This window comes from Glycomyces sp. NPDC050141 (genome assembly GCF_055586545.1).
This window is the reverse complement of the sequence record NZ_JBVJHZ010000008.1, coordinates 125,463-148,550: the sequence shown is the minus strand read 5'-3', so window position 1 is coordinate 148,550 and position 23,088 is coordinate 125,463. Positions and strand designations below refer to the sequence as shown.

The following is a 23,088-nucleotide window of genomic DNA, read 5'->3' as shown; positions in this document are numbered from 1 at the left end:
TCGCGAGATGCGAGGCGACCGACCGGACCGCTACCGCGACCCATCCGCGCAGGTCGTCCTCGTCGTGCAGCTCCGCGATGAGGCGGGCGCGGACGCGTTCGATCGCGGCCGAGTGCTTCGCGGTGATCGCCTGGACGAGCGACTCCTTCGTCCCGAAGTGGTAGCCGACGGCCGCGGTGTTGCCCTGCCCGGCGGCCTCGACGATCTGCCGGTTCGACACCGCGTGCACGCCCCGCTCGGCGAACAGGCGCTCGGCGGCGACCAGCAGCGCCTCCCGCGTCTCCTCGCTGCGCTCGTCCCGGCGCCGTTTGCCGTCTTCCACGTCCGCATCCCTTCGGTCGAAGCCCCGACCATATCTAAACCAAGTGATTGAACCATGGTAGCGACACGACCCCAAAATTCAATCAGTTGGTTGACTTAGGTCGGGGCCGTGGCTGTACGCCGTCGAAGAATGATCAAAGCGCATAGATTTATGTATTGACAAAGTTTAACGAGCAAACTTAGTCTGGACCGGTGGCGCTCCGAGCCCGATCCTCCCCGGTAGCGACGCTGCGCCCTTCATGAGCACGCACCTCTTCCGGCAAGGAGACTCGCCATGAGTCCGACCACTGTGCATAGACAACGGCTGCGCCTCGGCGCGATCGCTGCGTCGGCCGCCGCCGTCCTCACCGCAGGCCTCCTCGGGGCCGTCGGCGCCCAAGCGGCCCAAGGCTGCGAGGTCCAGTACGAGGTCACCGGCCAGTGGCCGGGCGGCTTCACCGCCGATGTCGAAGTCACCAACCTCGGCGAGCCGATCAACGGGTGGGACCTCGAATGGGTCTGGCCCGAAGGCCAGCACGTCACGAGCATGTGGAACGCCCAGTACACGAACACGCCCCCGGCCGTCAAAGCCGAGAACATGAGCTACAACGCCCAGATCGCCACGGGCGCTTCGACCTCCTTCGGCTTCCTCGGCTACTGGGCCGGGGTCAACACCGACCCCACCGAGTTCCGCCTCAACGGCCGCGTCTGCGACGGCTCCGTAGGCCAGCCGACCACCGCGCCCACGACCGACCCGCCCACGGGCTCGGTCTCCGCGATGGAGCAGGTCGCCGCGATGCAGCCCGGCTGGAACATCGGCAACACCCTGGACGCGCTCGGCGGCGAGACCGCCTGGGGCAACCCGATGATCACCCAGCAGCTCCTGCAGACGGTGAAAGCGGAGGGCTACAACTCGATCCGGCTCCCGGTCACCTGGGACGAGTTCACCGGCGACGGCCCGAACTACACGATCGATTCGGCCCGCATGGACCGCGTCGCCCAGGTCGTCGACTGGGCGCTCGCCAATGACCTGCAGGTGCTCTTGAACCTCCACCACGACTCGTGGATGTGGCTCGACGAGCTGCCGAACGACCACGACAACGTGATGGCCAAGTACGAGGCCATGTGGACCCAGATCGCCGACCGCTTCAAGGACTACCCGGCCGAGCTCTCGTTCGAGAGCATCAACGAACCGCAGTTCGTCGGCGCCGAAGGCGCTGCCGGTGACGCCTACACCGAGGAGCTGAACCTCGCGTTCCACGAGATCGTGCGCGCTTCCGGCGGGAACAACGACGACCGCCTGCTGGTGATGCCCACCTTGGTGACCAACGCCGAGCAGCCCCGCCTGGACGCCCTGAAGGCGACCATCGACGGCCTCGACGACGACATGATCGCCGCGACCATCCACTTCTACGGGTTCTGGCCCTTCAGCGTCAACATCGCCGGGTTCACCACCTACAACGCCCAGGTCGAAGCGGACCTGGTCGGGACGTTCCAGCGCGCCAACGACACCTTTGTGGACAACGACATCCCGGTCATCATGGGGGAGTGGGCCGTCCTCAACTACGACCACAACCGCCCCGGCGTCCACGAGCACGGCGAGCTCATGAAGTTCTTCGAGGCCGCCGAGTTCCAGGCCCGGGACAAGCAGGTCACCACCATGCTGTGGGACGCCGGCCAGTTCCTCGACCGCAGCACGCTCCAGTGGCGCGACGAGCACATCGCCTCCTACTTCGAGTCCGGTTGGAGCACGCGTTCGGGGACCGCCTCGTTCGACGCGATCTACCTGGAGAAGGCCGGGACGATCGGCTCTGAGTCGCTCACCTTGAATCGCAACGGGCTTCAGTTCCAAGGCCTCTGGCATGGAAGCACGAAGCTGACCGAGGGGGCCGACTACACGGTCTCCGGCGACACCCTGACGCTCCACGCCTCTGCGCTCACCCGCCTCGCCGGGAGCCGCGCCTACGGCACCAACGCCGTGATCGAGGCCCGCTTCTCCGCCGGAATCCCCTGGCGCATCAACATCATCACCTATGACACGCCGGTCTTCGCCGACGCGACCGGGACCACGACCTCGTTCGCCATCCCGACCCAGTTCAAGGGCGACCAGCTCGCGACGATGGAGGCCAAGTACGCCGACGGCACCAACGCCGGGCCGGCGAACTGGACCTCCTACAAGGAGTACTGGCAGCACTTCCAGCCCGACTACACCGCCGGGACGACCCTGCTCAAGACCGCGTTCTTCGACGAGGTCAACGACGGCCAGCCCGTGACGCTGACGTTCCACTTCTGGGGCGGCGGCCAGGTCTCCTACGAGATCACCAGGACCGGCACCACCGTGACCGGATCGGCCGCTTAACGCGGCAACCGCCAAGGCGGCGTGAGGGTTCCGACCTTCACGCCGCTTCGCGTCCCCCGACGATCACCGTAGCCGGGTGCCCGTTCACCAGCACCTCGTGGACCGAGCCGATGCTGAGCCGGTTCGCCTTGAGCGCCTGCTCGGCCACCTCCGCCGCCATCCGCGCGACCAGCAGCACGAACCGCCCGGTGCGCGGGTCGAGCACCCGGTCGAACGACCGTGCCATCGCGCCGAGGAACTCCGGGAGCGCAAGCGGCAGCTCCTCGTACTCGCCCCAAGGCGGATCGGTGACGATCACGTCCACCGCGTGGTCCTCGAACGACGCGAGCGTCAGAGCGTCCTCGCCCAGGAACTCGATCTCGCGGCTCCCGCGCACCGACGCCGGGAACTCCTCCTGCAGCCGCTCCAGATCCGAGTCCGAGTACACGATCCGCTGCGCCGGGAACGACATCCGCGCCAACGGGAACGAACCCGAACCCGCGAACGGGTCGAGGAACACGTCCTCCGGATGCGGCTTCGAAGCCGCGATGAGCAGCGAGGAGAGCTCGTGCGAGATCGCGCCCGCCGCCTTCGCGGCCCGCTTCGGCCGGATGTGGCGGCGGCACAGCATCAGGTACTCGAAGTCGGACCTGCCGACCACCCAGTACTCCTCGCCCGAGCCCCGGCCGACCATGCGCTGGCCCGACGCGTACTGAATCTCCGTTTCGAGCGCCCGCTTCGCCCTCGGCGCCACCGGGATCAGCGCACCGTCCACATGGAACATCACCCGGAACGAATCGGCGTAGGCGTCCAGGCCGCCGTAGCGGAGGCTGTCCGCCAGGTCCAGCACGTTCCCGTCGACATCGCCCCGCACCACGTCCGCGATCACCGTGAACGAGTTCTTCACGAACGGAATCCGCACCACCTGCTCATAGCGGCTGTCCGACTCGAAGACCAGCGAACTGTCGTCGGCATAGACGGTCTCCGGGCGGTCCACGTAGGAACCGATCGACTCGGCGACCAGTTCGCCGGTGCCTGCGGGAAACTGAACGAAGTAGCGCACGCCCGGAATCCTACGCGCGGGCCGCGACCCTAGACTTGCGCGCGACGCACACGAACGACTTGGGGGGACCAATGGAGCAGCGCGCATTCGGCCGGAGCGGCCAGCGGGTATCGGTGGTCGGGCTCGGCACCTGGCAGCTCGGCGCCGACTGGGGCGACGTGCGGGAGGAGGACGCGCTCGCCGTCCTCGACGCGGCAGTGGAAGCGGGCGTCACTCTCTTTGACACCGCCGACGTCTACGGCGACGGCCGCTCCGAGCAGCTCATCGGGCGCTTCCTGAAGGAGCGGCCCGACGCCGGAACCATGGTGGCCACCAAGATGGGCCGCCGCGTCGCACTCGACCCGGCGCTCTACACGCTCGAGAACTTCCGCGCCTGGACCGACCGCTCCCGCGCGAACCTCGGCGTCGACCGGCTCGACCTCGTGCAGCTCCACTGCCCGCCCACCCCGGTCTACGCCTCGGACGCGGTCTTCGACGCGCTCGACACCCTCGTGGAAGAAGGCCGGATCGCCGCGTACGGCGTGAGCGTCGAGACCTGCGACGAGGCCCTGACCGCGATCGCCCGGCCCGGCACCGCCAGCGTCCAGATCATTCTGAACCCGTTCCGCCTCAAGCCACTCGAAGCCGTCCTGCCCGCCGCCGAGGCCGCCGGAGTCGGCATCATCGCGCGCGTGCCGCTCGCCTCGGGCCTCCTCTCGGGCAAGTACACCGCTGCGACGGTGTTCGCCGCCAACGACCACCGCACCTACAACCGGCACGGCGAGGCCTTCGACCAGGGCGAGACGTTCTCGGGCGTCGACTACGCCACGGGCGTGGAAGCCGCCGTCGAGTTCGCCGCCCTCGCACCGGAAGGCGCGACTGCGGCCCAGACCGCGCTGCGCTGGCTCATCCAGCAGCCCGGCGTCTCGACGGTGATCCCGGGGGCCCGGAACCCCGAGCAAGCCGAGGCGAACGCGGCGGCGGCCGAGCTCGCACCGCTGCCCGAGTCCACGCTCGCGGCCGTGCGGGACCTCTACGACGCGAAGCTCCGCGCCCAGGTCCACCACCGCTGGTAGCAGGCATTCGAGCCCTTCGATACGACCGTCCGGGAGCCGCGGCTCCCGGGCGGTCTCCATACTACGGCGAACCGGTTCTCTAGAGTCTTGCCAAAGCCGCCTCAGGCTCGGTACGGTGTTGAGCGAACCGGTTCGCTGGGATGCTTCCCTCCCAGCGGACCTCTCAATGACGAGAGTGAGGCGACATGAAGTCCCGCGCACCCCTATGGCGAACGGCGAGCGCCCTCGCCGCGATCGCCATCGCGCCGCTCGCGGCCGTGCCGGCAACGGCTGATCCGGCTCTTGAAGAAAGCACAGGCGAGCACCTGATCCTCTCCTACTCGTTCGAGGAAGGGCAGGTCGCGAACGGCATCGTCGACGACCTGTCGACCTCGGGCCTCGACGGCACGGTCGTCAACGCCGGGCAGGCCCCCTCGGTGCCCGGCCGCGCCGATGGCTCGGCCGCGCTCGACCTCACCGGCGGCGCCTCGACCTCCACCACCGCGCCCTATGTGCAGGTCCCGCACGGCCTCTTCGCGGGCCGCGACCAGATGACCATCGCGACCTGGCTGCGCTGGGACGGCGGCGCCGACTTCCAGTGGGCCTACAACCTCGGCAAGAACAATGCCAGCGCCACCTTCCTGACCCCCTCCTACCAGGGCCCCGGCACGAACCGCTCCTCGATCAAGCCGGTGAACGGCGGCAGCGAGGTCGGCGTGGACGGCACCGGCAAGCTCCCGGCGGGCACCTGGGTCCAGGCCGTGACCGCCATCGACGGCGAGCAGATCGTGTACTACCTCAACGGGGTCGAGGTCGGCCGTACGCGGGCGCAGCTCGACCTCGACGCGGTCATGCACGACCCGAACGGCACGACCTCCGGCTTCATCGGCAAGGCGTTCTGGTCCGGGCACCCGTTCTTCGACGGCGCGATCGACGAGTTCCAGGTCTACGACCTCGCGCTCGACGCGGCCCAGGTCGCCGGGCTCTACGGCGGTACGCTGCCGGTCCTCGAAGGGCTGCAACAGGACTCGTTCGAGACACGCACGATCGTCGGCGAGGCCCCCGAGCTGCCCGCCACCGCCCCGGCGGACTTCAGCGACGGCATCGGCCGCACGGTGGCCATCGACTGGGACGACATCCCGGCTGAGCAGTACGGCAAGCCCGGCTCGTTCACGGTGTCGGGCACCGTGGTCGGCCACGACCTGACGGTGTCGGCCACTGTGGAGGTCGTCGAGAACGCCCTCAACGTGAACCTCGGCAAGACCACCGGTGATTTCCTCGGCGGCGCCTCCGGCACCCTCTACGGCCTCTACGACGAGGGCCTGCCGTCCGAGAACCTGATCGACGGCATCGACCTCGCCACTGTCGCAACGAAAGCCCAGGACGGCCCGCAGCACCCCGGTGCTGACGCGCTCGAAGTGCTCGGTCCCCTCGTCGAGGCCTCGAACGGCGACGTCTACATCTATATGACGGACATCCACCGGGGCTTCCCGTACCAGTGGCCCGGCAGCACTCCGGAAGAGAAGATGGACCTTTACATGGAGCAGCTGCGGCTCCAGGCCGAGCAGGTCGCGACCCTGCCCGCCGAGAAGCAGTCCAATGTGGTGTTCATGCCGTACAACGAGCCCGAGGGCAACATGTTCGGCACCGGCCAGTGGAGCTACAACGGCACCAGCTGGCTCAGCGACCCCGACGACTTCTTCGCCGCCTGGGACCGCGCCTACGCCGTCATCCACGACGTGCTGCCCGACGCCCGCATCGGCGGGCCGAACACCAGCGTCCTCTACAACCAGGTCAAGGGCTTCATGGCCCACGCCATCGAGGCGGGCACGGTTCCCGACACCGTCGTGTGGCACGAGCTCTCCGACCCGGCCAACATCCGCGCCAACGTGGACCGCTACCGCGTCTGGGAGTCCGAGCTGTTCGCGGGCACCGCATACGAAGGCACGCAGCTGCCGATCAACATCACCGAGTACGCCTTCAACTACCACACCTCCGTCCCCGGCCAGATGATCCAGTGGATCTCCGCGCTCGAGGACAAGAAGGTCTACGGCGACATCGCCTACTGGAACATCGACGGCAACCTCTCCGACTCCGCCGTGCAGGCCAACCGCGCCAACGGCCAGTGGTGGCTCCTCAACGCCTACAGCAACATGAGCGGCTCCACCGTGGAGGTCACGCCGCCGCACCCCGGCCAGAGCTACACCCTTCAAGGCGTCGCGACGCTCGACGAGAGTCTGCAGCAGAGCCGTGTCATCCTCGGCGGCGCGGGCGGCAACTACACGCTCCGGCTGGGCGACGTGCCGACAGAGGTCTTCGGCGAGTCCGTGCGGGTCACCGTGCGCGAGATCCGGTGGAGCGGGCAGATCGGCGACAGCGCCCGGCCGGACGTGATCGCCGAACTGGACGTGCCTGTGGCCGATGGCGATGCGGCCGTGCACTTCGGCGCCGGGGACCTGCCGGAACTCGACGCCGAATCCTCCTACGAGGTCATCGTGACCCCCGGCGCCGACACCGGCACGAGCGCCGAACCGAGCGCCGCGTGGGAGGCGACCTACGAGGCCGAGGACGCCGCGTTCCAGGGCTCGGGCCTGAACGTGAACGGCCCCGAGGGCTCGCCCTCGAACGTCTCGAAGTTCTACACCTCCGGCGGCTACAACGTCGGCGGCATGCGCACCGGCACCGACAACGGGATCAAGTTCACTGTGGACGTGCCCGAAGACGGCGAGTACGACCTCAGCGTCTTCGCCGGGTCGCTCAACACCGACGCCGAAGTGCAGGCCCAGGGCCCCACCAACATGTTCGTCAGCGTCGACGGCCAGGCCGAGCAGGAGATCTTCCTTCCCCTGGGCTACAAGTGGGTCGTGTGGGACCACGCCGACACCACTGTGGACCTCACCGCAGGGGAGCACGTGATCACCCTGGCCACCAAGAGCCTCGACGGCACCGGCGCGATCTCCGGCGACGTGCTCGTCGACAAGATCGACCTCGCCCTCCCCAACCCGGACCACACGTCCGACGTCTACGAGGCCGAGCACGCCGAACTCGCAGGCGCGAGCCCGGTCTACGGCACCTCCAGCGGCGCCTCGATCCCGAAGGGCGCCACCGCGACCTTCTGGGTCTACTCGGCAGCTGACGCCCCCGCGCTCCTCGACCTCGGCAAGAAGGTGAACCTCGAAGTCAACGGCGAATCCGTCAGGACCGACAGGTACGGCAAGGTCGACGCCTTCCTCCTCGGCGGCGTCAACAAGATCGTCGTCCAAGGCGCCCGGAGCCTCGTCATCGACCGGCTCACCGTGGCTTCGTCGGACGCGCTCGAATCCACCGCCTACGAAGCCGAGTCCGGCACGCTCGCCGGAACCGCCACCGCCACGGACCTGTCCCTGGCCTCCGGCGGCCAGGCCGTCACCGGCATCGGCGGCGAACCCGGCAACGGCAACACGCTCACGTTCGACGCCGTCGAGGTCGACGAGGCCGGGCAGTACGCGCTGACGTTCCGCTACTCCAACGAGGAGCAGTCCCCGGCGACGCACTACAACCCCGACCCCGTGGCCCGCTACGCGCTCGTCTCCGTCAACGGGGCCGAACCGATCCGCGTGGTCTTCCCGCACTCGTTCCACGAGAACAACTTCTGGGAGCTCACCGTAGTCGTCGAACTCGAGGAGGGGGTGAATGAGATCGGCGTGAGCGGCGAGGAGAAACCGCAGTTCGACGGGGTCAGCTACGGCTCCGACGTCTGGCCCGGCGTCCTGCTGCGCTCGCAGTACGCGCCGAACCTCGACCGGATCACCCTCACCCCGCTGTTCGACTAGGTGATCGGGGGCGGCCGGGCCTCCTCGGCCGCCCCCGACACCACCGCTCCCGACACCACCGCTCCGACCAGGCGAACCGCTACACTCGCCGAGACAACGAGAGAAGGACACCTCTTGAGAGGAGCGGCAGTGGCGACGATCGGCGATGTCGCACGCGAGGCCGGCGTCTCGCGCAGCACCGTCTCGTCCGTGCTCACCGGGCGCAAGTTCGTGACCCCCGAGACACGCGCCCGCATCGAAGCGGCCATCGCCAAACTCGACTACTCCGTCAACAGCGGCGCCCGCGCCCTCGCGACCTCCCGCACCATGACCTTCGGCGTCGTCGTCCGCTTCCACGAGGCCGAGTTCAGCCCCGCGCTGGCGACCTACCTCGTAGCGTTCTCCGACGCCGCGCGCGAACGCGGCTACGCCGTCATGCTCCTCACCGAACCCGATGGGGCCGAAGCGGTCCGCCGCGCGATCGCGGGCCGCCAGGTGGACGGCCTCATCCTCCTCAACGTGCTCGACGGCGATCCCCGGCTCGACCCGATCTCGCGGTCCGGCTTCCCGGCGGTGCTCGTCGGCAACCCCGAGGACACGCGCGGCATCGACGCCGTCGACCTCGACTTCGGCGCGGCCGCGCACATGCTCGTCGACCACCTCGCCGACGCCGGGCACCGGGACGCGGTGTTCGTGCGCTGGCCCGAGGAGCTCTACGACTCGGGCTCTACCTACGCGACCCGGTTCGAGCGGGCGGCGCTGCGGCGCGCGGCCGAGCGGGGCGTGCGGCTCGTGCCCGTCCCGGTTCCCGTGGGCCCCGAGCAGGTGCGCGAGACGCTCCGTGCGGCGCTGCAGGACCCGAACCTGCCGAAGACCCTGCTGATCCACAACGACGCCGCGGTTGCCATGCTGCCGTTCGTGCTCGGCGACCTCGGCCTGCGGGTGCCCGAGGACCGCAGCGTGGTCTCGCTGCACTCGGCCGAGCTGGCGCGGCTCTACGTCTTGTCGTACACAGCGGTCGAGTCCGAGCCGGTGGCCGTGGCCGAAGCCGCGGTCGACGTCTTGTGCAAGCGGGTCGAGGACCCGCGCGGGCCTGCGGAGAAGCGGCTCATCGTGCCGCACCTCGACCGGAAGTCGAGCGTCGCTCCCAAGGCCTGACCCCCTCCTTGACGTTCTGCCGAACTCTTGGCATGATGCTCAGCGAACCGGTTCGCTGGCAATATCAGCGGACCTAGAGCCGTACCGAAGAGAAGAGTGAACCCCCATGAACCAGTTCGAGACTGCGAAGGACGCCATCACCTGGCGCGGCGACGGCGAGACCCTCGTCGTGCAGGCCTGGGGCCGCGACTCGCTGCGCGTGCGCAGCACCCGCGCGGGCGAGGTGCTGGACACCGACTTCGCGCTCCTCGAACCCGAACCGGTCGACGTGCAGATCACTGTGGACGGCGACACCGCGACCCTCGTCAACGGCGCCATCACCGTCGTCCTGAGCGCCTGGGGCGGGCTCGACTGGCAGACCGGGTACGACCGCTTCGAATGCTCGCTCGAGTTCCGCGACGCGAGCGGCAAGACGCTGCTGAAAGAACTCGGCACCGGCGGCGCGCTCAAGCGCATCGCCCGCGAGTTCCGGCCCCTGCCCGGCGGCGCGCACCGGCTGCGGGCCTCGTTCGAGCCCGCCCCGGGGGAGAAGCTGTACGGCATGGGCCAGTACCAGCAGGCGATCCTCGACGTCAAGGGTTCGACTTTCGAACTGGCGCACCGCAACTCGCAAGTGAGCGTCCCCTTCGTCCTGTCGAGCGCCGGGTACGGCTTCTTCTGGCACAACCCCGCGATCGGCACGGCCACGTTCGCCGCCAACCGCACCGAGTGGACCGCTGAAGCCACCGAGCAACTCGACTACTGGATCACCGCCGGGGAGCACCCCGCCGCGATCACCGCCGCGTACGCCGACGCCACGGGACATGCCCCCGTCATGCCCGAGTACGGCCTCGGGTACTGGCAGTGCAAGCTGCGGTACTGGAACCAGGAGCAGCTGCTCGAAGTCGCGCGCGAGCACCAGCGGCGCGGCCTGCCGCTCGACGTGATCGTCGCGGACTTCTTCCACTGGCCCAAGATGGGCGACTTCCGCTTCGAAGAGGAGTTCTGGCCCGACCCGGCCGCGATGGTCGCCGAGCTCAAGGAGATGGGCGTCGAACTCATGGTCTCGGTGTGGCCGCAGGTCTCGCTCGAATCGGAGAACTTCGCGGCGCTCAAGAAGGAGAACCTGCTCGTGCGCACCGAGCGCGGCCTGGACGTGCAGATGAGCTTCCTCGGGCCCAGCATGTTCCTCGACCCCACCAACCCGCGCACCCGCGAGAAGGCCTGGGAAATCTTCAAACGCAACTACCACGACCTGGGCATCAACGTGTTCTGGCTCGACGAGGCCGAACCGGAGTACGGCGTCTACGACTTCGACAACTACCGCTACCACCTCGGGCCGAACGCGCAGGTCGGCAACGTCTACCCGCAGGCGTTCTCCCGCATGTTCTACGAGGGCCAAAGGGCCGCAGGGCAGTCGGAGGTCGTGAACCTCGTGCGCTGCGCCTGGGCCGGCTCCCAGCGCTACGGCGCCCTGGTGTGGTCGGGCGACATCCACTCCTCGTACGCGGACTTCCGCAAGCAGATCACGGCCGGGCTCCACATGGGAGTCGCGGGCATCCCGTGGTTCACCACCGACATCGGCGGGTTCGGCGGCGGGAACATCGAGGACCCGGACTTCCGGGACCTGCTCGTGCGCTGGTTCCAGTTCGGCGCGTTCTGCCCGGTGATGCGGATGCACGGCGACCGGCAGCCCGGCGAGGAGGTGCTCGCGGCCGACGGCTCGAAGCGCTGCAACTCGGGCGCCCCCAACGAGCTGTGGAGCTTCGGCGAGGACGTGTACGAGATCCTGGTGCGCTACGTACGCCTGCGCGAGGCGATGCGGCCGTACACGAGGCGGCTCATGACCGAGGCGCACGAGTCGGGGCAGCCGGTCATGCGCGGCATGTTCCACGAGTTCCCCGCGGACCCGGTCTGCTGGGACCTGGCCGACCAGTACATGTTCGGGCCCGACGTGCTCGTGGCCCCGGTAGTGGAGGCGCACGCGACCGCGCGCCGCGTGTACCTCCCCGAGGGCGCGTCGTGGACCGACCTCCACACTGGAGCATCGTTCGCGGGCGGGCAGTGGATCGACGCGGCCGCGCCGATCGACGTGATCCCGGTGTTCGCGCGCGACGGCGCGCTGGCGGAACTGGTGGGTACCATCTGAGGACCGTCGGCTTGACACTGCTCCAGAACGTGGCGTAGGTTACGCCTGACAACGTAGTCACACCAGTTCTGGAGCTCTATGCCGTCCCCGACCATGCCCGACGACGCCCGGCGCCGACCGCCCGGGATGACCGACGTCGCGCGCCTGGCCGGGGTCTCGCAGAAGACCGTCTCCCGCGTCGTCAACAACGAGCGGTACGTCAGCGAGGAGCTGCGCGAGAAGGTGCTCCGGGCCGCCGCCGAGCTGGGCTTCCGGCCCAACACCGCCGCCCGCGCGCTCATCACCGGCCGCTTCAAGCGCATCGGCGTCGTCTCGCTCGGCTCCGCGCTGTACGGCCCGGCCTCGATGCTCGTGGCCCTGGAGCGCGCCACCCGCGCCGCCGGGCTCTCGTTCATGGTCGCCAACACCCCTGAGGGCCAACCGGAAGCGGTCCAGGACTCGGTCGACTGGCTGCTCGCCCAAGGCGTGGACGGGATCATCCTCTCCGAGCCGATCGACGAGGGCCAGCACGTGCGCCCCGACGCGGGCGTCCCGATCGTGAGCCTCGGCCAGGCCGCCGACCTGCCCGCCGACCGCGTGGCCCTCGCGCGCGGGCGCACCGCCGCGTCATGCCGCGAAGCCGTCGAGCACCTGCTCGACCTCGGCCACGAACAGGTTTGGCACGTGGCCGGGCCGCTCGACTGGTGGGAGGCGCGCGAACGCCTCGAAGGCTGGGCCGAGGCCCACCGCGCGCGCGGCATCGAGCCGCCCCCGCACCTCGAAGGCGACTGGACGCCCGCCGGGGGCTACGCCGCCGGGCTCGCCCTGCCGCGCGAGGCCACGGCCGTGTTCTGCGCCAACGACGACACCGCGATCGGGCTCGCCCGCGCGCTCCACGAGGCCGGGCGGCGCGTCCCCGAGGACGTCTCGCTCGTCGGCTTCGACGACATCCCCGCCGCCGCCTACCTCTCCCCGCCGCTGACCACCGTCAAGCAGGACTTCGAGGGCGATGCGACCCATGCCCTCGACGTCCTCATGCGGCTCCTGCCCGGAGCCGAGCCTTCGGCGCCGGAGGCGACGGCGGCACCACCGCGCCGCCGCCTCGTCGTCCGCGCCTCGACCAGACCGCCCCTCTCCCACAAGTAGTGCCAGCTGGCAGATCCTGAGTCGCACTGGCGCGCAACAGGAAGAACCGAGTCGGATGAATCCCCGTTTCAGCCGCAGGACCGGCCTCGCGGCCGCCCTGGCGGGCCCGCTGGCGCTCGCGGCCTGCGGCAGGCACACCGTCGATCCGCCCAAGAGCGTGACCCAGGCCGAGATCGACGCGGCCATGCGCCAGCCGACCGAACTGAACTTCTGGACCTGGGTGCCGGGCATCGAGAAGGAAGTGGCGCTCTTCCAAGAGGCGTATCCGCAGATCACTGTGGACATCGTCAACGCCGGCCAGGGCAACCCGCACTACGCGAAGCTGCGCACCGCCCTGCGCGCCGGGAACGGCGCCCCCGACGTGGCCCAGCTCGAATACCAGATGATCCCGTCGTTCACCATCACCGAAGACCTGCTCGACCTCGGCCCCTACGGCGCCAGCGAGATCGGTGACAAGTTCGTGGCGTTCGCGTGGGCGCAGGTGAGCGGCGCGAACGGCGAGATCTGGGCCATCCCGCAGGACACCGGCCCCATGGGGATGCTCTACCGCGAGGACATCTTCCAGGCCCACGGCATCGCGGTCCCCGCGACCTGGGACGAGTTCGCCGCCGCCGCGAAGACGCTGCACGAGGCCGACCCCGAGGTGTACCTGACGAACTTCGCGCCCTCGCAGGGCGCGTTCTTCGCCGCGATGCTCTGGCAGGCCGGGGCCGACCCGTTCGGCGGTTCCGAAGGCCCCGACCTCAACGTGGACCTGACTTCCCCGGAAGCGGAGAAGGTCGCCCGCTACTGGGGCGAACTGTCCGAACAGGACCTCATCTCGGTCGACGCGGACTTCAACGACCAGTGGTACCAGGCCCTCAACAAAGGCAAGTACGCCACGTGGATCGCCCCCGCCTGGGCCCCCACGTTCCTCCAGTCCGCCGCCGCCTCGACCTCCGGCCTGTGGCGGGTCGCCCCGCTCCCGCAATGGGAAGCGGGCCAACAGGTCTCCTCCAACTGGGGCGGCTCCACCTCCGCCGTCATGGCCACCACCCGCAACCCGATCGCCGCCGCCGTCTTCGCCCAGTTCATCAACACCGACCCGCAGTCGACCGAGACGATGGCGAACGAGCAGTTCCTCTACCCGCCGACGAAGGCGATCCTCGAAGACCCCGCCTTCACAAAGCAGCCGCTCCCCTTCTACGGCGGCCAAGAAGTGAACGGCCTCTTCGCCGAGATCGGCACCACCGTCGCCGAGGACTTCCAGTGGGCCCCGTTCCAGGACAAGGTCTACGCCGACTTCACCGCCACCGTAGGCACGGCCGTCGCCGAGCAGACCGACGCCGTCGCCGCCATGCAGGCATGGCAGGAGCGCATCGAGGAGTACGCGAAATACCAGGGATTCACGGTGAGGCAGCCATGACAGCGACCGCCCAGACCCGCAAGCGCCGCCAGGAGGGCACCAAGCGCAAGGCCCTCGCCGGGTACATGTTCGTGGCGCCCTTCATGATCGTGTTCCTCGCGATGTTCGCCCTGCCGCTCCTCTACGCCGCCTACTTCAGCCTCTTCCGCGAACAGCTCGTGGGCGGCAACGTCTTCGTCGGCTTCGAGAACTACACCCGGGCCTTCGGCGACGAGCAGCTGTGGACCGGCATCGGCCGCGTCTGCCTGTTCTTCCTGATCCAAGTACCGGTCATGCTCGTCGCCGCGCTCGCCTTCGCGCTCGCCCTCGACACCGGCCTCGTCCGTCTCAAGAGGACCACCCGGCTCGGGATCTTCGTCCCGTACGCCGTCCCCGGCGTCATCGCGACCCTCATGTGGGGCTTCCTATACGGGCCCGAGTACGGGCCCTTCGCGCAGCTCGCCGACGCGATCGGCACGGCCGCACCCGACTTCCTCGGCCCCGACCTCATGCTCGGCTCCCTCGCCAACATCGTGTTCTGGGAGTTCACCGGTTACAACATGGTGATCCTCTTCGCCGCCCTCCGCTCGGTCCCGACCGAGATCTACGAGGCCGCCGCCGTCGACGGCGCCGGGCAGTGGCGCATCGCCTGGAGCATCAAGATCCCCGCGCTCAAAGGCGCGCTCGCGGTCTGCATGATCTTCTCCATCATCGGCAGCTTCCAGCTGGTCAACGAGCCGCAGCTCATGCAGTCCCTGGCGCCCACCGTGATCGACGCCGCCTACACGCCCAACCTGTACGCCTACAACCTCGCGTTCGTCGGCCAGGAGTACAACTACGCCGCCGCCGTCTCGTTCGTGCTCGGCCTGGTCATCCTCGTCGGCTCGTACGCGTTCATGTTCGCCACCAACCGCAGGAGCCGGCGATGACCACCACCGCAATCAAGCCGCGCCGCCAGAAGCCCAAGCGCAGCACCGTCCTCACGATCGGGATGCTCGCCGCCGCGGCCTACTTCCTCCTGCCGCTGTTCTGGCTCCTCGTCGCCTCCTCCAAGACCAGCGAAGACCTGTTCTCCACCTTCGGACTCTGGTTCTCCGGCGACTTCCACCTGTTCCAGAACATCCAGCTCACGCTCACCCAGGACGACGGCGTCTTCCTCAAGTGGCTGTGGAACACGCTCCTGTACGCCGTCACCGCCGCGGGCGGCGGCGCGCTCCTGGCCGCCCTCGCCGGATACGGCTTCTCCAAGTACCGCTTCCGCGGCAACCGCACCATGTTCATGGTCGTACTCGGCGCGGTCATGGTCCCCACGACCGCGCTCGCCATCCCGACCTACCTCGTGTTCAGCGAGATCGGCCTCGCCGACACGCCCTGGGCGATCATCCTGCCCTCGCTCGTGAACCCGTTCGGGCTCCTCCTCATGCGCGTCTACGTCGAAGCCGCCGTGCCCGACAGCCTCCTGGAGGCCGCCCGCATCGACGGCGCGAGCGAGTTCCGGATCTTCTTCCAGGTGGTGCTGCGCCTCCTCGCGCCGGGCTTCGCCACCGTCCTGCTGTTCGCCCTGGTGCACACCTGGAACAACTACTTCCTGCCGCTCATCATGCTCAACGACCCCGAGCTGTACCCGATCACCGTGGGGCTCGCGCGCTGGCAGGGCCAGGCCGCGGCGGCGGGCGGCGCGAGCGGCGACCTGATCCCGCTGGTCGTCACCGGTTCGCTGCTGTCGATCATCCCGCTCGTCATCGCCTTCCTGTTCCTGCAGCGGTACTGGCAGTCCGGCCTCGTCGCCGGAGCGGTGAAGCAGTGAAGGCCCGGTTGTGCGAACTTGTTCGAAGATGAAGTTCTTATAACGAATCCGTAAGCACTCCTTGGGGTCGCGAAGGCGCCGTCCGCATACCCGCGGGCGGCGTTTCGGCGTCCCCGCTGCTCAACCCGCTCGCACGCATCGAAACCCGTTGGTATCCAGCCGATTACCCACATTCGGTGCGCCGGGTGCCGAACACCGGGTTTCGGAAAGGTGTGCTTATCATTGGCGCCATCTCCGCTCCTAGCGCGCGCCAGCCGGGCCGAAACCCCTGCGGGCGTGCGCCTCAGAGAGCGCTCTATACCGGCACTGGGCCCGAGCGCCCTCACCCACGGATAGGCGACCTCAATGGCCGAACGAGTAATCGACACCGAAGCGCTAGAGGAATACCGGACGGTCGTCCGCGAGCAGCTCGACCACCTCGAATCCCTCATCCCCCGGATGGAGAATGGCCAGCGGCTCGGCCTCCTGCCCGCGTTCGGGCAGCTCGACGCCTCCGCGACCGCGCGCACGAACTACGAGACGTTCCACCAGACCACTTGGGACAACCTGCAGGACCTCCGCGAGGCCCTGCACGGGATGATCACGACCCTCAACGACTCCGCAGACCTGGCCGAGGAGGCCGACTCGACCTCCGCGGGCGAGATGGACGGCTATGCCGACCTCCTCTGACGCGCCGCACCCCCAGCCCGCCACCCGATCTGAGAGCGAGTAGCCGCCATGTCCGAAGAGGAAGATTTCGAGCGCGCCGATTACGGGAAGCTCTCGGAAGGCCAGAGCAGCGCCGAGTACACGACCTCGCTCAACGAGCTGAAGGTCAGCCCGCAGTGCAGCCACGACGCGTGCACCAACGCCGCCGAGGACCCGGCCGAACCGGCCTGGGTCAAGCTCATGTCGGCCGTTCCGGTCGCCGCCCAGATCGACAGCCTGAAGGCCGCGCGCGAGGGCACCATGATGCTCCCCGAAGGCAAGACCATCAAGAGCATGGTCGCCTCGATCCGCCCGCAGCCCGAGGCCGACTACGCGCTCGACACGATCCGCGACCAGTGGATCGAGTTCCAGGAGGCGTTCTCCAGCATCAACCCGAAGCTCAAGGAGGGCCTGGCGACCCTCTCGGGCTTCTGGAAGGGCGACGACTTCGACGCCTTCGAGGAGCAGGCCGAGACCGTCCTCAAGAACTGCACCACGGTCAGTGGCGACATCGCTGGTGAGGACGGCAAGGGCGGCGTCGTGAAGCTGCTCGACGACAAGCAGGCCGAGATCTACGAGCAGCAGGGCGGCACCTCGTGCGTCTACCCGGCGCCGAAGTTCTACATGCAGGGCACCAGCTGCGGCTCGCACCAGATCCACATCAGACCGCCGTTCTTCAAGAACTGCGAGATCCACAAGAACGACGAGATCGCGAAGGCCGTCGAGCTCGCCGGGTTCGACCCCACGGTGATCGACGAGGTCCAGGAGGGCCGCGAGACCACCTACAACCGGTGGATCGAGTACGTCAACGCCAACCCCGAGTACGAACAGGACGGTCTCAAAGGCGAGGAGCTGGCCCGCAAGAAGGCCGACGAGTATGCCGACGAGCGCCTGATCTCCCTTGGCGCGCAGGGCTCCGAGCAGCTGGAGGAGGAGGCCGCCCGCGTCAACGAGGAGGTCACCGAGCGCCACGCGAACGTCGAGGCCCACGTCCAGGAGATCGCGCCCGACGTGCGCAAGGGCGAGCAGACCACGTTCAACGACGGCGGGACCGACAAGTTCGACCCGCCGGAGCTCGACACCGGCGACGGCGGCGGCATGCCCGACCTCGACGGCGCGGGCATCGACTCGATGGCCCCGCCCGGGAGCCTCGACTCCCTCGGCGGCAGCGGCCTGAACGGCAATGGCCTGAACAGCAACGGCCTCAACGAGAACGGCCTGAACGGCAACGGCTTGGGCGGCAACGGCCTCGGCTCCGGGAGCGTGCCCGGCAGCGTCAACGGCGGCGGCGACATCAACGGCCTGAACGAGGACAACCCGTTCAGCTCCAGCACCGACCCCGACGACCTCCTCGGCAGCGGCAACGGTTCCAACCTCCCCGGCTCCTACTCCGGCGGCGCGGGCCTGGACTCCCTGGGCGGCAGCGGCCTCGGCGCCAACGGCGGCGGCGTCCCGCCGACCGGCTACACGGGCGGTTCGGGCCTCAACGGGCTCGACGACAACCCGTGGAACGCCAGCACCGACCCCGACGACGTCTCCGGCGGTCTCGCCAGCGGCGGCACCACCACCTCCTTGCCGCCCACCAGCATCGGCGGCAGCGGGCTCGGCCCGAGCAGCAGCCACCTCCCGCCCGCCATGACCACGCCGACCTCGACGCGCACACCAGGGATCACCCCGCCGCGCTCGTCCCTGCCCCGCGGCAAGGGCCTCGGCGGCTCCGGCGGCACCGGCAGCACGGGCCCCCGCAAGCTGGACTCGGGCCGCTCTTCCGGCCTGTCCGGCAAGGGCATCGGCGGCACCAGCGGCGGTGGCGGCGGCGTGCCCGGCTCGGGCGGACGCGGCAGCGGCCTCGGCGGCGGTGCCGGAGGCGGCGGACGCGGCCTCGGCGGCGCCATGGGCGCGGCAGGTGCCGCGGGCGCCGGAGCCGGCGGCCGCGGGGCGGGCGGCTCGGGCGGCATGATGGGCCCCGTCGGGGGCGGCCAGCGCCCCGGCGAGGACGACAAGGAACTGGAGCGCCAGTTCTGGATCGCCGAGGACGAGGACGTCTGGGGCGGCGGACCCGAGGACGAGGAAGAGGACCCCTACGCGTAGGGCCTCGCAGACCATTCACCGCAAGAGAAACCGGAGCCTCCATTGTTCAATGAGGACAAGATCGCCGAGCAGCTGGCGGCGGCCCGCGCCGAGCTGAGCGCCGTCGCCGCTACCCAGGTCGGCCCGCCCGAGCCGGTCACCGTGGAGAACGAGAAGGGCCGCATCCGCATCACCGTCGGCTCCGACGGGCGCCTCTCGGAGCTCATGGTGAGCGCCAGGGCGATCCGCGACGGCTCGGACGACCTCGGCCCCGAGCTGATGCGGCTCGTCAACGAGGCGCTGGACAGGCACCGCGAGCACAGCGCCGCGCCTGAGGCCGTGCCGGACCTGAACGCGATCAACGAGCGGTTCGCTGAGATGCAGGACCGTTCGCTGCGCAACTTCGCGGCGATGAGCCAGCAGATCAGCGAGACCATGGCCAAGCTCCAAAACCGGTCCGCGTAGTGGCCGGGCTGGAGATCACCCCGGAGTCGATGCACAAGTCGGCCGGGGACATGGACGCGGTGAAGGACCAGATCCAGGCGCTCATCGACAAGTTCAACGGCAAGGTCGAGGAGTACGCGGACGCGTTCGGCGGCGACGAGATCGGCTCGCTGCTGGGCATGGCGCACGAGGCGTGCACCGGGGCCCTCAACGACTGCTTCACCACGAACATCGAGGAGCTCGTCCAGTACGGGCAGAACATCCGCGAGATGGCCGACAGCCACCAGGCCACCGACGACGAGATCGCGAAGGGCTTCGAACAGCTCCTCGGCGAGCTTGGCCGCTAGCTGAACCCCTTGCAGAGGAAGGCGATACGCACATGGGCATGGACCTGCCCCCCGAGGTCGCGGGACTGCTGAGCGCCGTCACCGGCTCGACCTGGCCCGAATCGGACGAGGAGTCGATGTTCCGCCTGGCGGGGGAGTGGACGGCGATGGCCGACGAGCTCCAGCCGCTCATCGAGCAGCTCCAGCAGGCGGCCGGGACGATCCCGGCGAACAACGCGGGTGCCGACATCGATGCGTTCCAGACCCGTTGGGACGCCGAGGAGTCGGCCGCGCGGAACCTCGCCGACGCGGGCGATCCGTCCAATGTGATCAACATCGGATTGACCGTGGGTGCGGGTCTGGTGCTGGCCCTGAAGATCCAGATCATCATCCAGCTGGTGATCCTGGCGATCCAGATTGCGCAGGCCATCGCGTTCGCGGCCGTGACGTTCGGGGCCTCGCTCGCGCAGATCCCGATCTTCAAGAAGATCGTGGGCACCATCATCGACCAGCTGATGGAGATGGCCACCAACCGGATTCTGAATGGTTAAACGCAAGCGCTCCAACGCCTCCGACGGCGAGGCGCCGGGCGCGAAGCTCGTCTCCGGCGTCCTGGAGGACCGCCGGACCTACCGCCAGGGCGAGGGCCTGGGCGACGGTGACCGCACGCCCGACGCCGACCGGGTCGCCGGCCCGCCCGGCCCGGGCTGGCGGCACCCGGACAACCCCGACAAGGCCTTGCATCCGGACGACAACGCCGCCGTGGACAAGTTCCTCGCCGACGCCCGCGACGCCGAGGAGCGGATCACGCCCTCGTTCAAGAAGGCGATGGAAGAGAACGGCGGCAGCCCGCAGGGGCTCGACAACCGTTTGAAGACCGAGAACTCGCTCAAGCTCAAAGTCGCCAACATGCTCGACGAGGACCCGGCTCTCGGTGTCGACGGCGCTTTGAAGAAAGTGAACGACTCGGTGCGCTACACCGTCGAGTTCGACACCAAGGACTACACCAAGGGCGCGGGCGGCGTGCACGATTCGCTGAAGAACGACGGCTTCAAGCCGAACAGCGATCGCGGCAGGTTCAACTGGAACGAAGGCCCTGGGTACAAGGGGATCAACTCCACTTGGAGAGATACGAAGACCGGTACGGAGTTTGAAGTTCAGTACCATACGAAGGAAAGTTTCACGGCCAAGGAGTCCACGCACGACCTGTACGACAAGAAGAAACTGGTCGAGTACGGGGGCCCGGAATGGCAGAAGCTGGACGCTGAGCAGGGGAAGACCTTCGGTGCGGTGCCGATGCCCGAGGGCGTCGAGAGTCTGAGGTGGATGGATGGAAAGTATTAGGTACTACTTCAAGACCGACGCCGACAGGACCCGGGCGAACCCCGCCGGGATCATGCGGCGCTACACCGCGGACGGCGTGAACCGCGACGAGGTCTACAACTTCCGCCTCCGGCGCTGGACCGAGACCGACTTCTTCGACAAGTACCGCCTCGGCCACCAGGACTTCGAGTATGTCGAAGTGCCGCAGGAGGAAGCGGAGCAGATGCTCGCCGAGAAGGCCCGTATTCAAGCCGAGAAGGGCCGCTGATGCCGCCTAAGAAGGGCAAGAAGGGCTCTAAGGGCGCGAAGCTGATCTCCGGGGTCCTGGACGACGACAAGACCTTCGTCGAGGGCTCGAAGCTCCCCGGCGGGAAGCAGAAGACCCGGCCGGACGCGAGCAAGCAGGAGTTCAACAAGCAGGACGAGGACGCGATCGCGTTCTACTCCGGCCCCGGTTTCCGGGACCTGAACAAGTACCTGCGCGACCCCGACTCGGTGAAGAACCCGCGCCAGCGGGCCGAGTACGACGCCCAGGCCGCGAAGATCTCCAACGCGCTCAACAAGATGGAAACCTACGACGGGACCACCTACCGTGGCACGTCGAACAAGGCCAAAGACCTCTACAACAAGGGCGACATCGTCGAGGAGAAGGCCTTCACCAGCAGTTCGAAGGACAAGACCGAGGCGGAGCAGTTCGCCAAGTGGGACGGCTCCATTATGGAGATCAAGGGCAAGAACGGCCGCCCGATCGAGAACTACACGAAGTTCCAGGGCCAGGACGAGGTGGTCTTCGACCGCAACTCGAAGTTCAAGGTCACCGACGTCGACAAGTCGAGCGACCAGTACAAGATCTTCCTAGAGGAGATGTAGCCGTCACCGCGGCGGGACGATCTGGTTCACCGCCGCGGTGACGAGCGCTTTCGTGCGCTCCTCGCCGAACACGTCCGGGAGTGTCAGCCGCTCCACGATGAGCCAGCTCAGCGCCAGGTAGAGCAGCTCCACCGTCTCGGCGTTCCCGGGCATCCCGGCATCGACGTGGAACCGGATGTTCTGCTGCACGTTCTCGCGGATCTGCTCGGTGAGCACCTTCGCCAGTTCGGGGCGGCGCGTGGCCTCGAGCCGCAGCTCCAGCATCGCCAGATACCCCGAGCCGAACGCGGTGATGCGCTCGATCATCTCGTGCATCAGCTGCGCCACGGACTCGCGCGTGCGCGGCAGCGCGAGCGCCTCGCCGACCACTTCGGCCCCGGGGTCGAGCCGCTGGAACACCCGCTGACCCGCTTGCACCAGTAGGGCATCGCGGTTGGGGAAGTAGTTCGAGGCTGTGCCGATGGGCACACCCGCCTGGTTGTCGACGGCCCGGAACGTGAGCCCGCGGGCCCCCTGGTCTGCGAGTACTTCGATGGCCGCGTCGATGAGCGCCGTCCGGCGCTCGGGGTTCTGCCGCATCAGTCCCACCCTCCTGTTGACACCACTTCATGTGTAGTGGTAAGTTCAAACCACTTCAATCATAGTACTTCAAACGGAGTGAACTTGCGAGATCTCACGTACTACATCGGCACCTCCCTCGACGGCTTCATCGCCGGCCCGAACGACGAAGTCGAACCGCTCATGGTCTTCGCCGACGTCATCGAAGCCATCAAAGAGGACTGGCCCGAGACCCTGCCGGTCGTCGCCCGCGAAGCCTTCGGCATCAACGACAAACCCAACACCCGCTTCGACACCGTCGTCATGGGCCGCCGCACCTACGACCCGGGCCTGGCCATGGGCATGACGAGCCCGTACGCCCACCTGGAGCAGTACGTCTTCACCGGCAGCCTCGACGCCGAGACCGACAAGGACGTCAACTTCGTCAGCGGCGACCCGCTCGAACTCGTCCGCGACCTCAAAGCGCGCGAAGGCAAGGGCATCTGGCTCTGCGGCGGCGCCACGCTCGCGGGCCAGCTCAGGAGCGAGATCGACGTGATCGTCGTGAAGCGCTACCCCGTCCTGTTCGGCGCCGGCGTGCCGATGTTCCTCGGCGGCTACGAAGCGACCCCGTTTACGCTCACTGAGCACCGCACCTTCGACTCGGGAGCGGCGATCCAGACCTACCGAAAGGCATAGCCCC

At 68.4% G+C, this 23,088-nt stretch carries 20 protein-coding genes and 1 pseudogene; 18 read left to right on the top strand and 3 right to left on the bottom strand.

The genetic code is table 11. The annotated features are described in order from the left end of the window. Positions 1–136 precede the first annotated feature (136 nt). Positions 137–322, bottom strand: a pseudogene (locus tag ACZ60M_RS07720) (TetR family transcriptional regulator); the annotation flags it as partial. Between the two features lie 273 nt (positions 323–595). On the opposite strand from ACZ60M_RS07720, the gene ACZ60M_RS07715 reads away from it, so the two are divergent. Beyond that, entirely contained in the window at positions 596–2,659 is a 2,064-nt protein-coding gene (locus ACZ60M_RS07715; protein WP_465415782.1) for a cellulase family glycosylhydrolase, read from the top strand. A 37-nt stretch (positions 2,660–2,696) separates the two neighbouring features. Here the strand turns inward: ACZ60M_RS07715 and ACZ60M_RS07710 are convergent, their stop codons facing one another. Continuing rightward, a complete protein-coding gene (locus ACZ60M_RS07710) occupies positions 2,697–3,701 on the bottom strand; it encodes a TRM11 family methyltransferase (RefSeq protein WP_465415781.1) in 1,005 nt (334 codons plus the stop codon). A 71-nt stretch (positions 3,702–3,772) separates the two neighbouring features. Here ACZ60M_RS07710 and ACZ60M_RS07705 point away from each other — a divergent pair, with 71 nt between their 5' ends. The 16 genes from ACZ60M_RS07705 to ACZ60M_RS07630 all read left to right on the top strand — a co-directional run bounded on the left by ACZ60M_RS07705 (position 3,773) and on the right by ACZ60M_RS07630 (position 21,848). After that, the gene (locus ACZ60M_RS07705) at positions 3,773–4,756 is read left to right on the top strand and encodes an aldo/keto reductase (RefSeq protein WP_465415779.1); all 984 of its coding nucleotides are present in this window, start codon (positions 3,773–3,775) and stop codon (positions 4,754–4,756) included. A gap of 185 nt (positions 4,757–4,941) precedes the next feature. Then, positions 4,942–8,547, top strand: a complete 3,606-nt coding sequence (locus tag ACZ60M_RS07700; protein WP_465415777.1) for a LamG-like jellyroll fold domain-containing protein — start codon at positions 4,942–4,944, stop codon at positions 8,545–8,547. A 129-nt stretch (positions 8,548–8,676) separates the two neighbouring features. Next, positions 8,677–9,684 carry a LacI family DNA-binding transcriptional regulator gene (locus tag ACZ60M_RS07695; RefSeq protein ID WP_465415775.1) on the top strand — a complete coding sequence of 336 codons (1,008 nt, stop codon included), beginning with the start codon at positions 8,677–8,679 and terminating at the stop codon, positions 9,682–9,684. A 106-nt stretch (positions 9,685–9,790) separates the two neighbouring features. Further along, complete coding sequence (locus ACZ60M_RS07690) at positions 9,791–11,812, top strand: glycoside hydrolase family 31 protein (RefSeq protein WP_465415773.1); 2,022 nt, start codon at positions 9,791–9,793, stop codon at positions 11,810–11,812. Between the two features lie 78 nt (positions 11,813–11,890). Continuing rightward, positions 11,891–12,937: a LacI family DNA-binding transcriptional regulator gene (locus tag ACZ60M_RS07685; protein ID WP_465415771.1), complete on the top strand. Its 1,047-nt coding sequence runs from the start codon at positions 11,891–11,893 to the stop codon at positions 12,935–12,937. A gap of 55 nt (positions 12,938–12,992) precedes the next feature. Then, positions 12,993–14,342, top strand: a complete 1,350-nt coding sequence (locus tag ACZ60M_RS07680; RefSeq protein ID WP_465415770.1) for an ABC transporter substrate-binding protein — start codon at positions 12,993–12,995, stop codon at positions 14,340–14,342. Beyond that, positions 14,339–15,250, top strand: coding sequence for a carbohydrate ABC transporter permease (locus ACZ60M_RS07675; RefSeq protein ID WP_465415768.1), 912 nt, complete (start codon positions 14,339–14,341; stop codon positions 15,248–15,250). The genes ACZ60M_RS07680 and ACZ60M_RS07675 overlap by 4 nt, the downstream gene beginning before the upstream one ends. Next, on the top strand, positions 15,247–16,128 hold the full coding sequence (locus ACZ60M_RS07670) for a carbohydrate ABC transporter permease (protein WP_465415766.1): 882 nt from the start codon (positions 15,247–15,249) through the stop codon (positions 16,126–16,128). The genes ACZ60M_RS07675 and ACZ60M_RS07670 overlap by 4 nt, the downstream gene beginning before the upstream one ends. 345 nt (positions 16,129–16,473) lie before the next feature. Then, on the top strand, positions 16,474–16,797 hold the full coding sequence (locus ACZ60M_RS07665) for a hypothetical protein (protein ID WP_465415764.1): 324 nt from the start codon (positions 16,474–16,476) through the stop codon (positions 16,795–16,797). A 48-nt stretch (positions 16,798–16,845) separates the two neighbouring features. Next, the gene (locus tag ACZ60M_RS07660) at positions 16,846–18,906 is read left to right on the top strand and encodes a hypothetical protein (protein ID WP_465415762.1); all 2,061 of its coding nucleotides are present in this window, start codon (positions 16,846–16,848) and stop codon (positions 18,904–18,906) included. A 42-nt stretch (positions 18,907–18,948) separates the two neighbouring features. Then, positions 18,949–19,350, top strand: a complete 402-nt coding sequence (locus ACZ60M_RS07655; RefSeq protein ID WP_465415760.1) for a hypothetical protein — start codon at positions 18,949–18,951, stop codon at positions 19,348–19,350. Further along, on the top strand, positions 19,350–19,676 hold the full coding sequence (locus ACZ60M_RS07650; RefSeq protein WP_465415758.1) for a WXG100 family type VII secretion target: 327 nt from the start codon (positions 19,350–19,352) through the stop codon (positions 19,674–19,676). Before ACZ60M_RS07655 ends, ACZ60M_RS07650 begins: the two co-directional genes overlap by 1 nt. Before the next feature lie 38 nt (positions 19,677–19,714). Next, positions 19,715–20,206 carry a WXG100-like domain-containing protein gene (locus ACZ60M_RS07645; protein WP_465415756.1) on the top strand — a complete coding sequence of 164 codons (492 nt, stop codon included), beginning with the start codon at positions 19,715–19,717 and terminating at the stop codon, positions 20,204–20,206. After that, complete coding sequence (locus ACZ60M_RS07640; protein WP_465415754.1) at positions 20,199–20,999, top strand: hypothetical protein; 801 nt, start codon at positions 20,199–20,201, stop codon at positions 20,997–20,999. Before ACZ60M_RS07645 ends, ACZ60M_RS07640 begins: the two co-directional genes overlap by 8 nt. Beyond that, complete coding sequence (locus ACZ60M_RS07635) at positions 20,986–21,246, top strand: hypothetical protein (RefSeq protein WP_465415752.1); 261 nt, start codon at positions 20,986–20,988, stop codon at positions 21,244–21,246. The genes ACZ60M_RS07640 and ACZ60M_RS07635 overlap by 14 nt, the downstream gene beginning before the upstream one ends. Continuing rightward, positions 21,246–21,848, top strand: a complete 603-nt coding sequence (locus tag ACZ60M_RS07630; protein ID WP_465415750.1) for an ADP-ribosyltransferase — start codon at positions 21,246–21,248, stop codon at positions 21,846–21,848. Before ACZ60M_RS07635 ends, ACZ60M_RS07630 begins: the two co-directional genes overlap by 1 nt. A 3-nt stretch (positions 21,849–21,851) precedes the next feature. Here the strand turns inward: ACZ60M_RS07630 and ACZ60M_RS07625 are convergent, their stop codons facing one another. Further along, entirely contained in the window at positions 21,852–22,427 is a 576-nt protein-coding gene (locus tag ACZ60M_RS07625) for a TetR/AcrR family transcriptional regulator (RefSeq protein ID WP_465415748.1), read from the bottom strand. Positions 22,428–22,505: 78 nt separating this feature from the next. On the opposite strand from ACZ60M_RS07625, the gene ACZ60M_RS07620 reads away from it, so the two are divergent. Continuing rightward, positions 22,506–23,084 (top strand): dihydrofolate reductase family protein, encoded by a 579-nt coding sequence (locus ACZ60M_RS07620; RefSeq protein ID WP_465415746.1) that lies wholly within the window; start codon positions 22,506–22,508, stop codon positions 23,082–23,084. Positions 23,085–23,088: the final 4 nt, after the last annotated feature.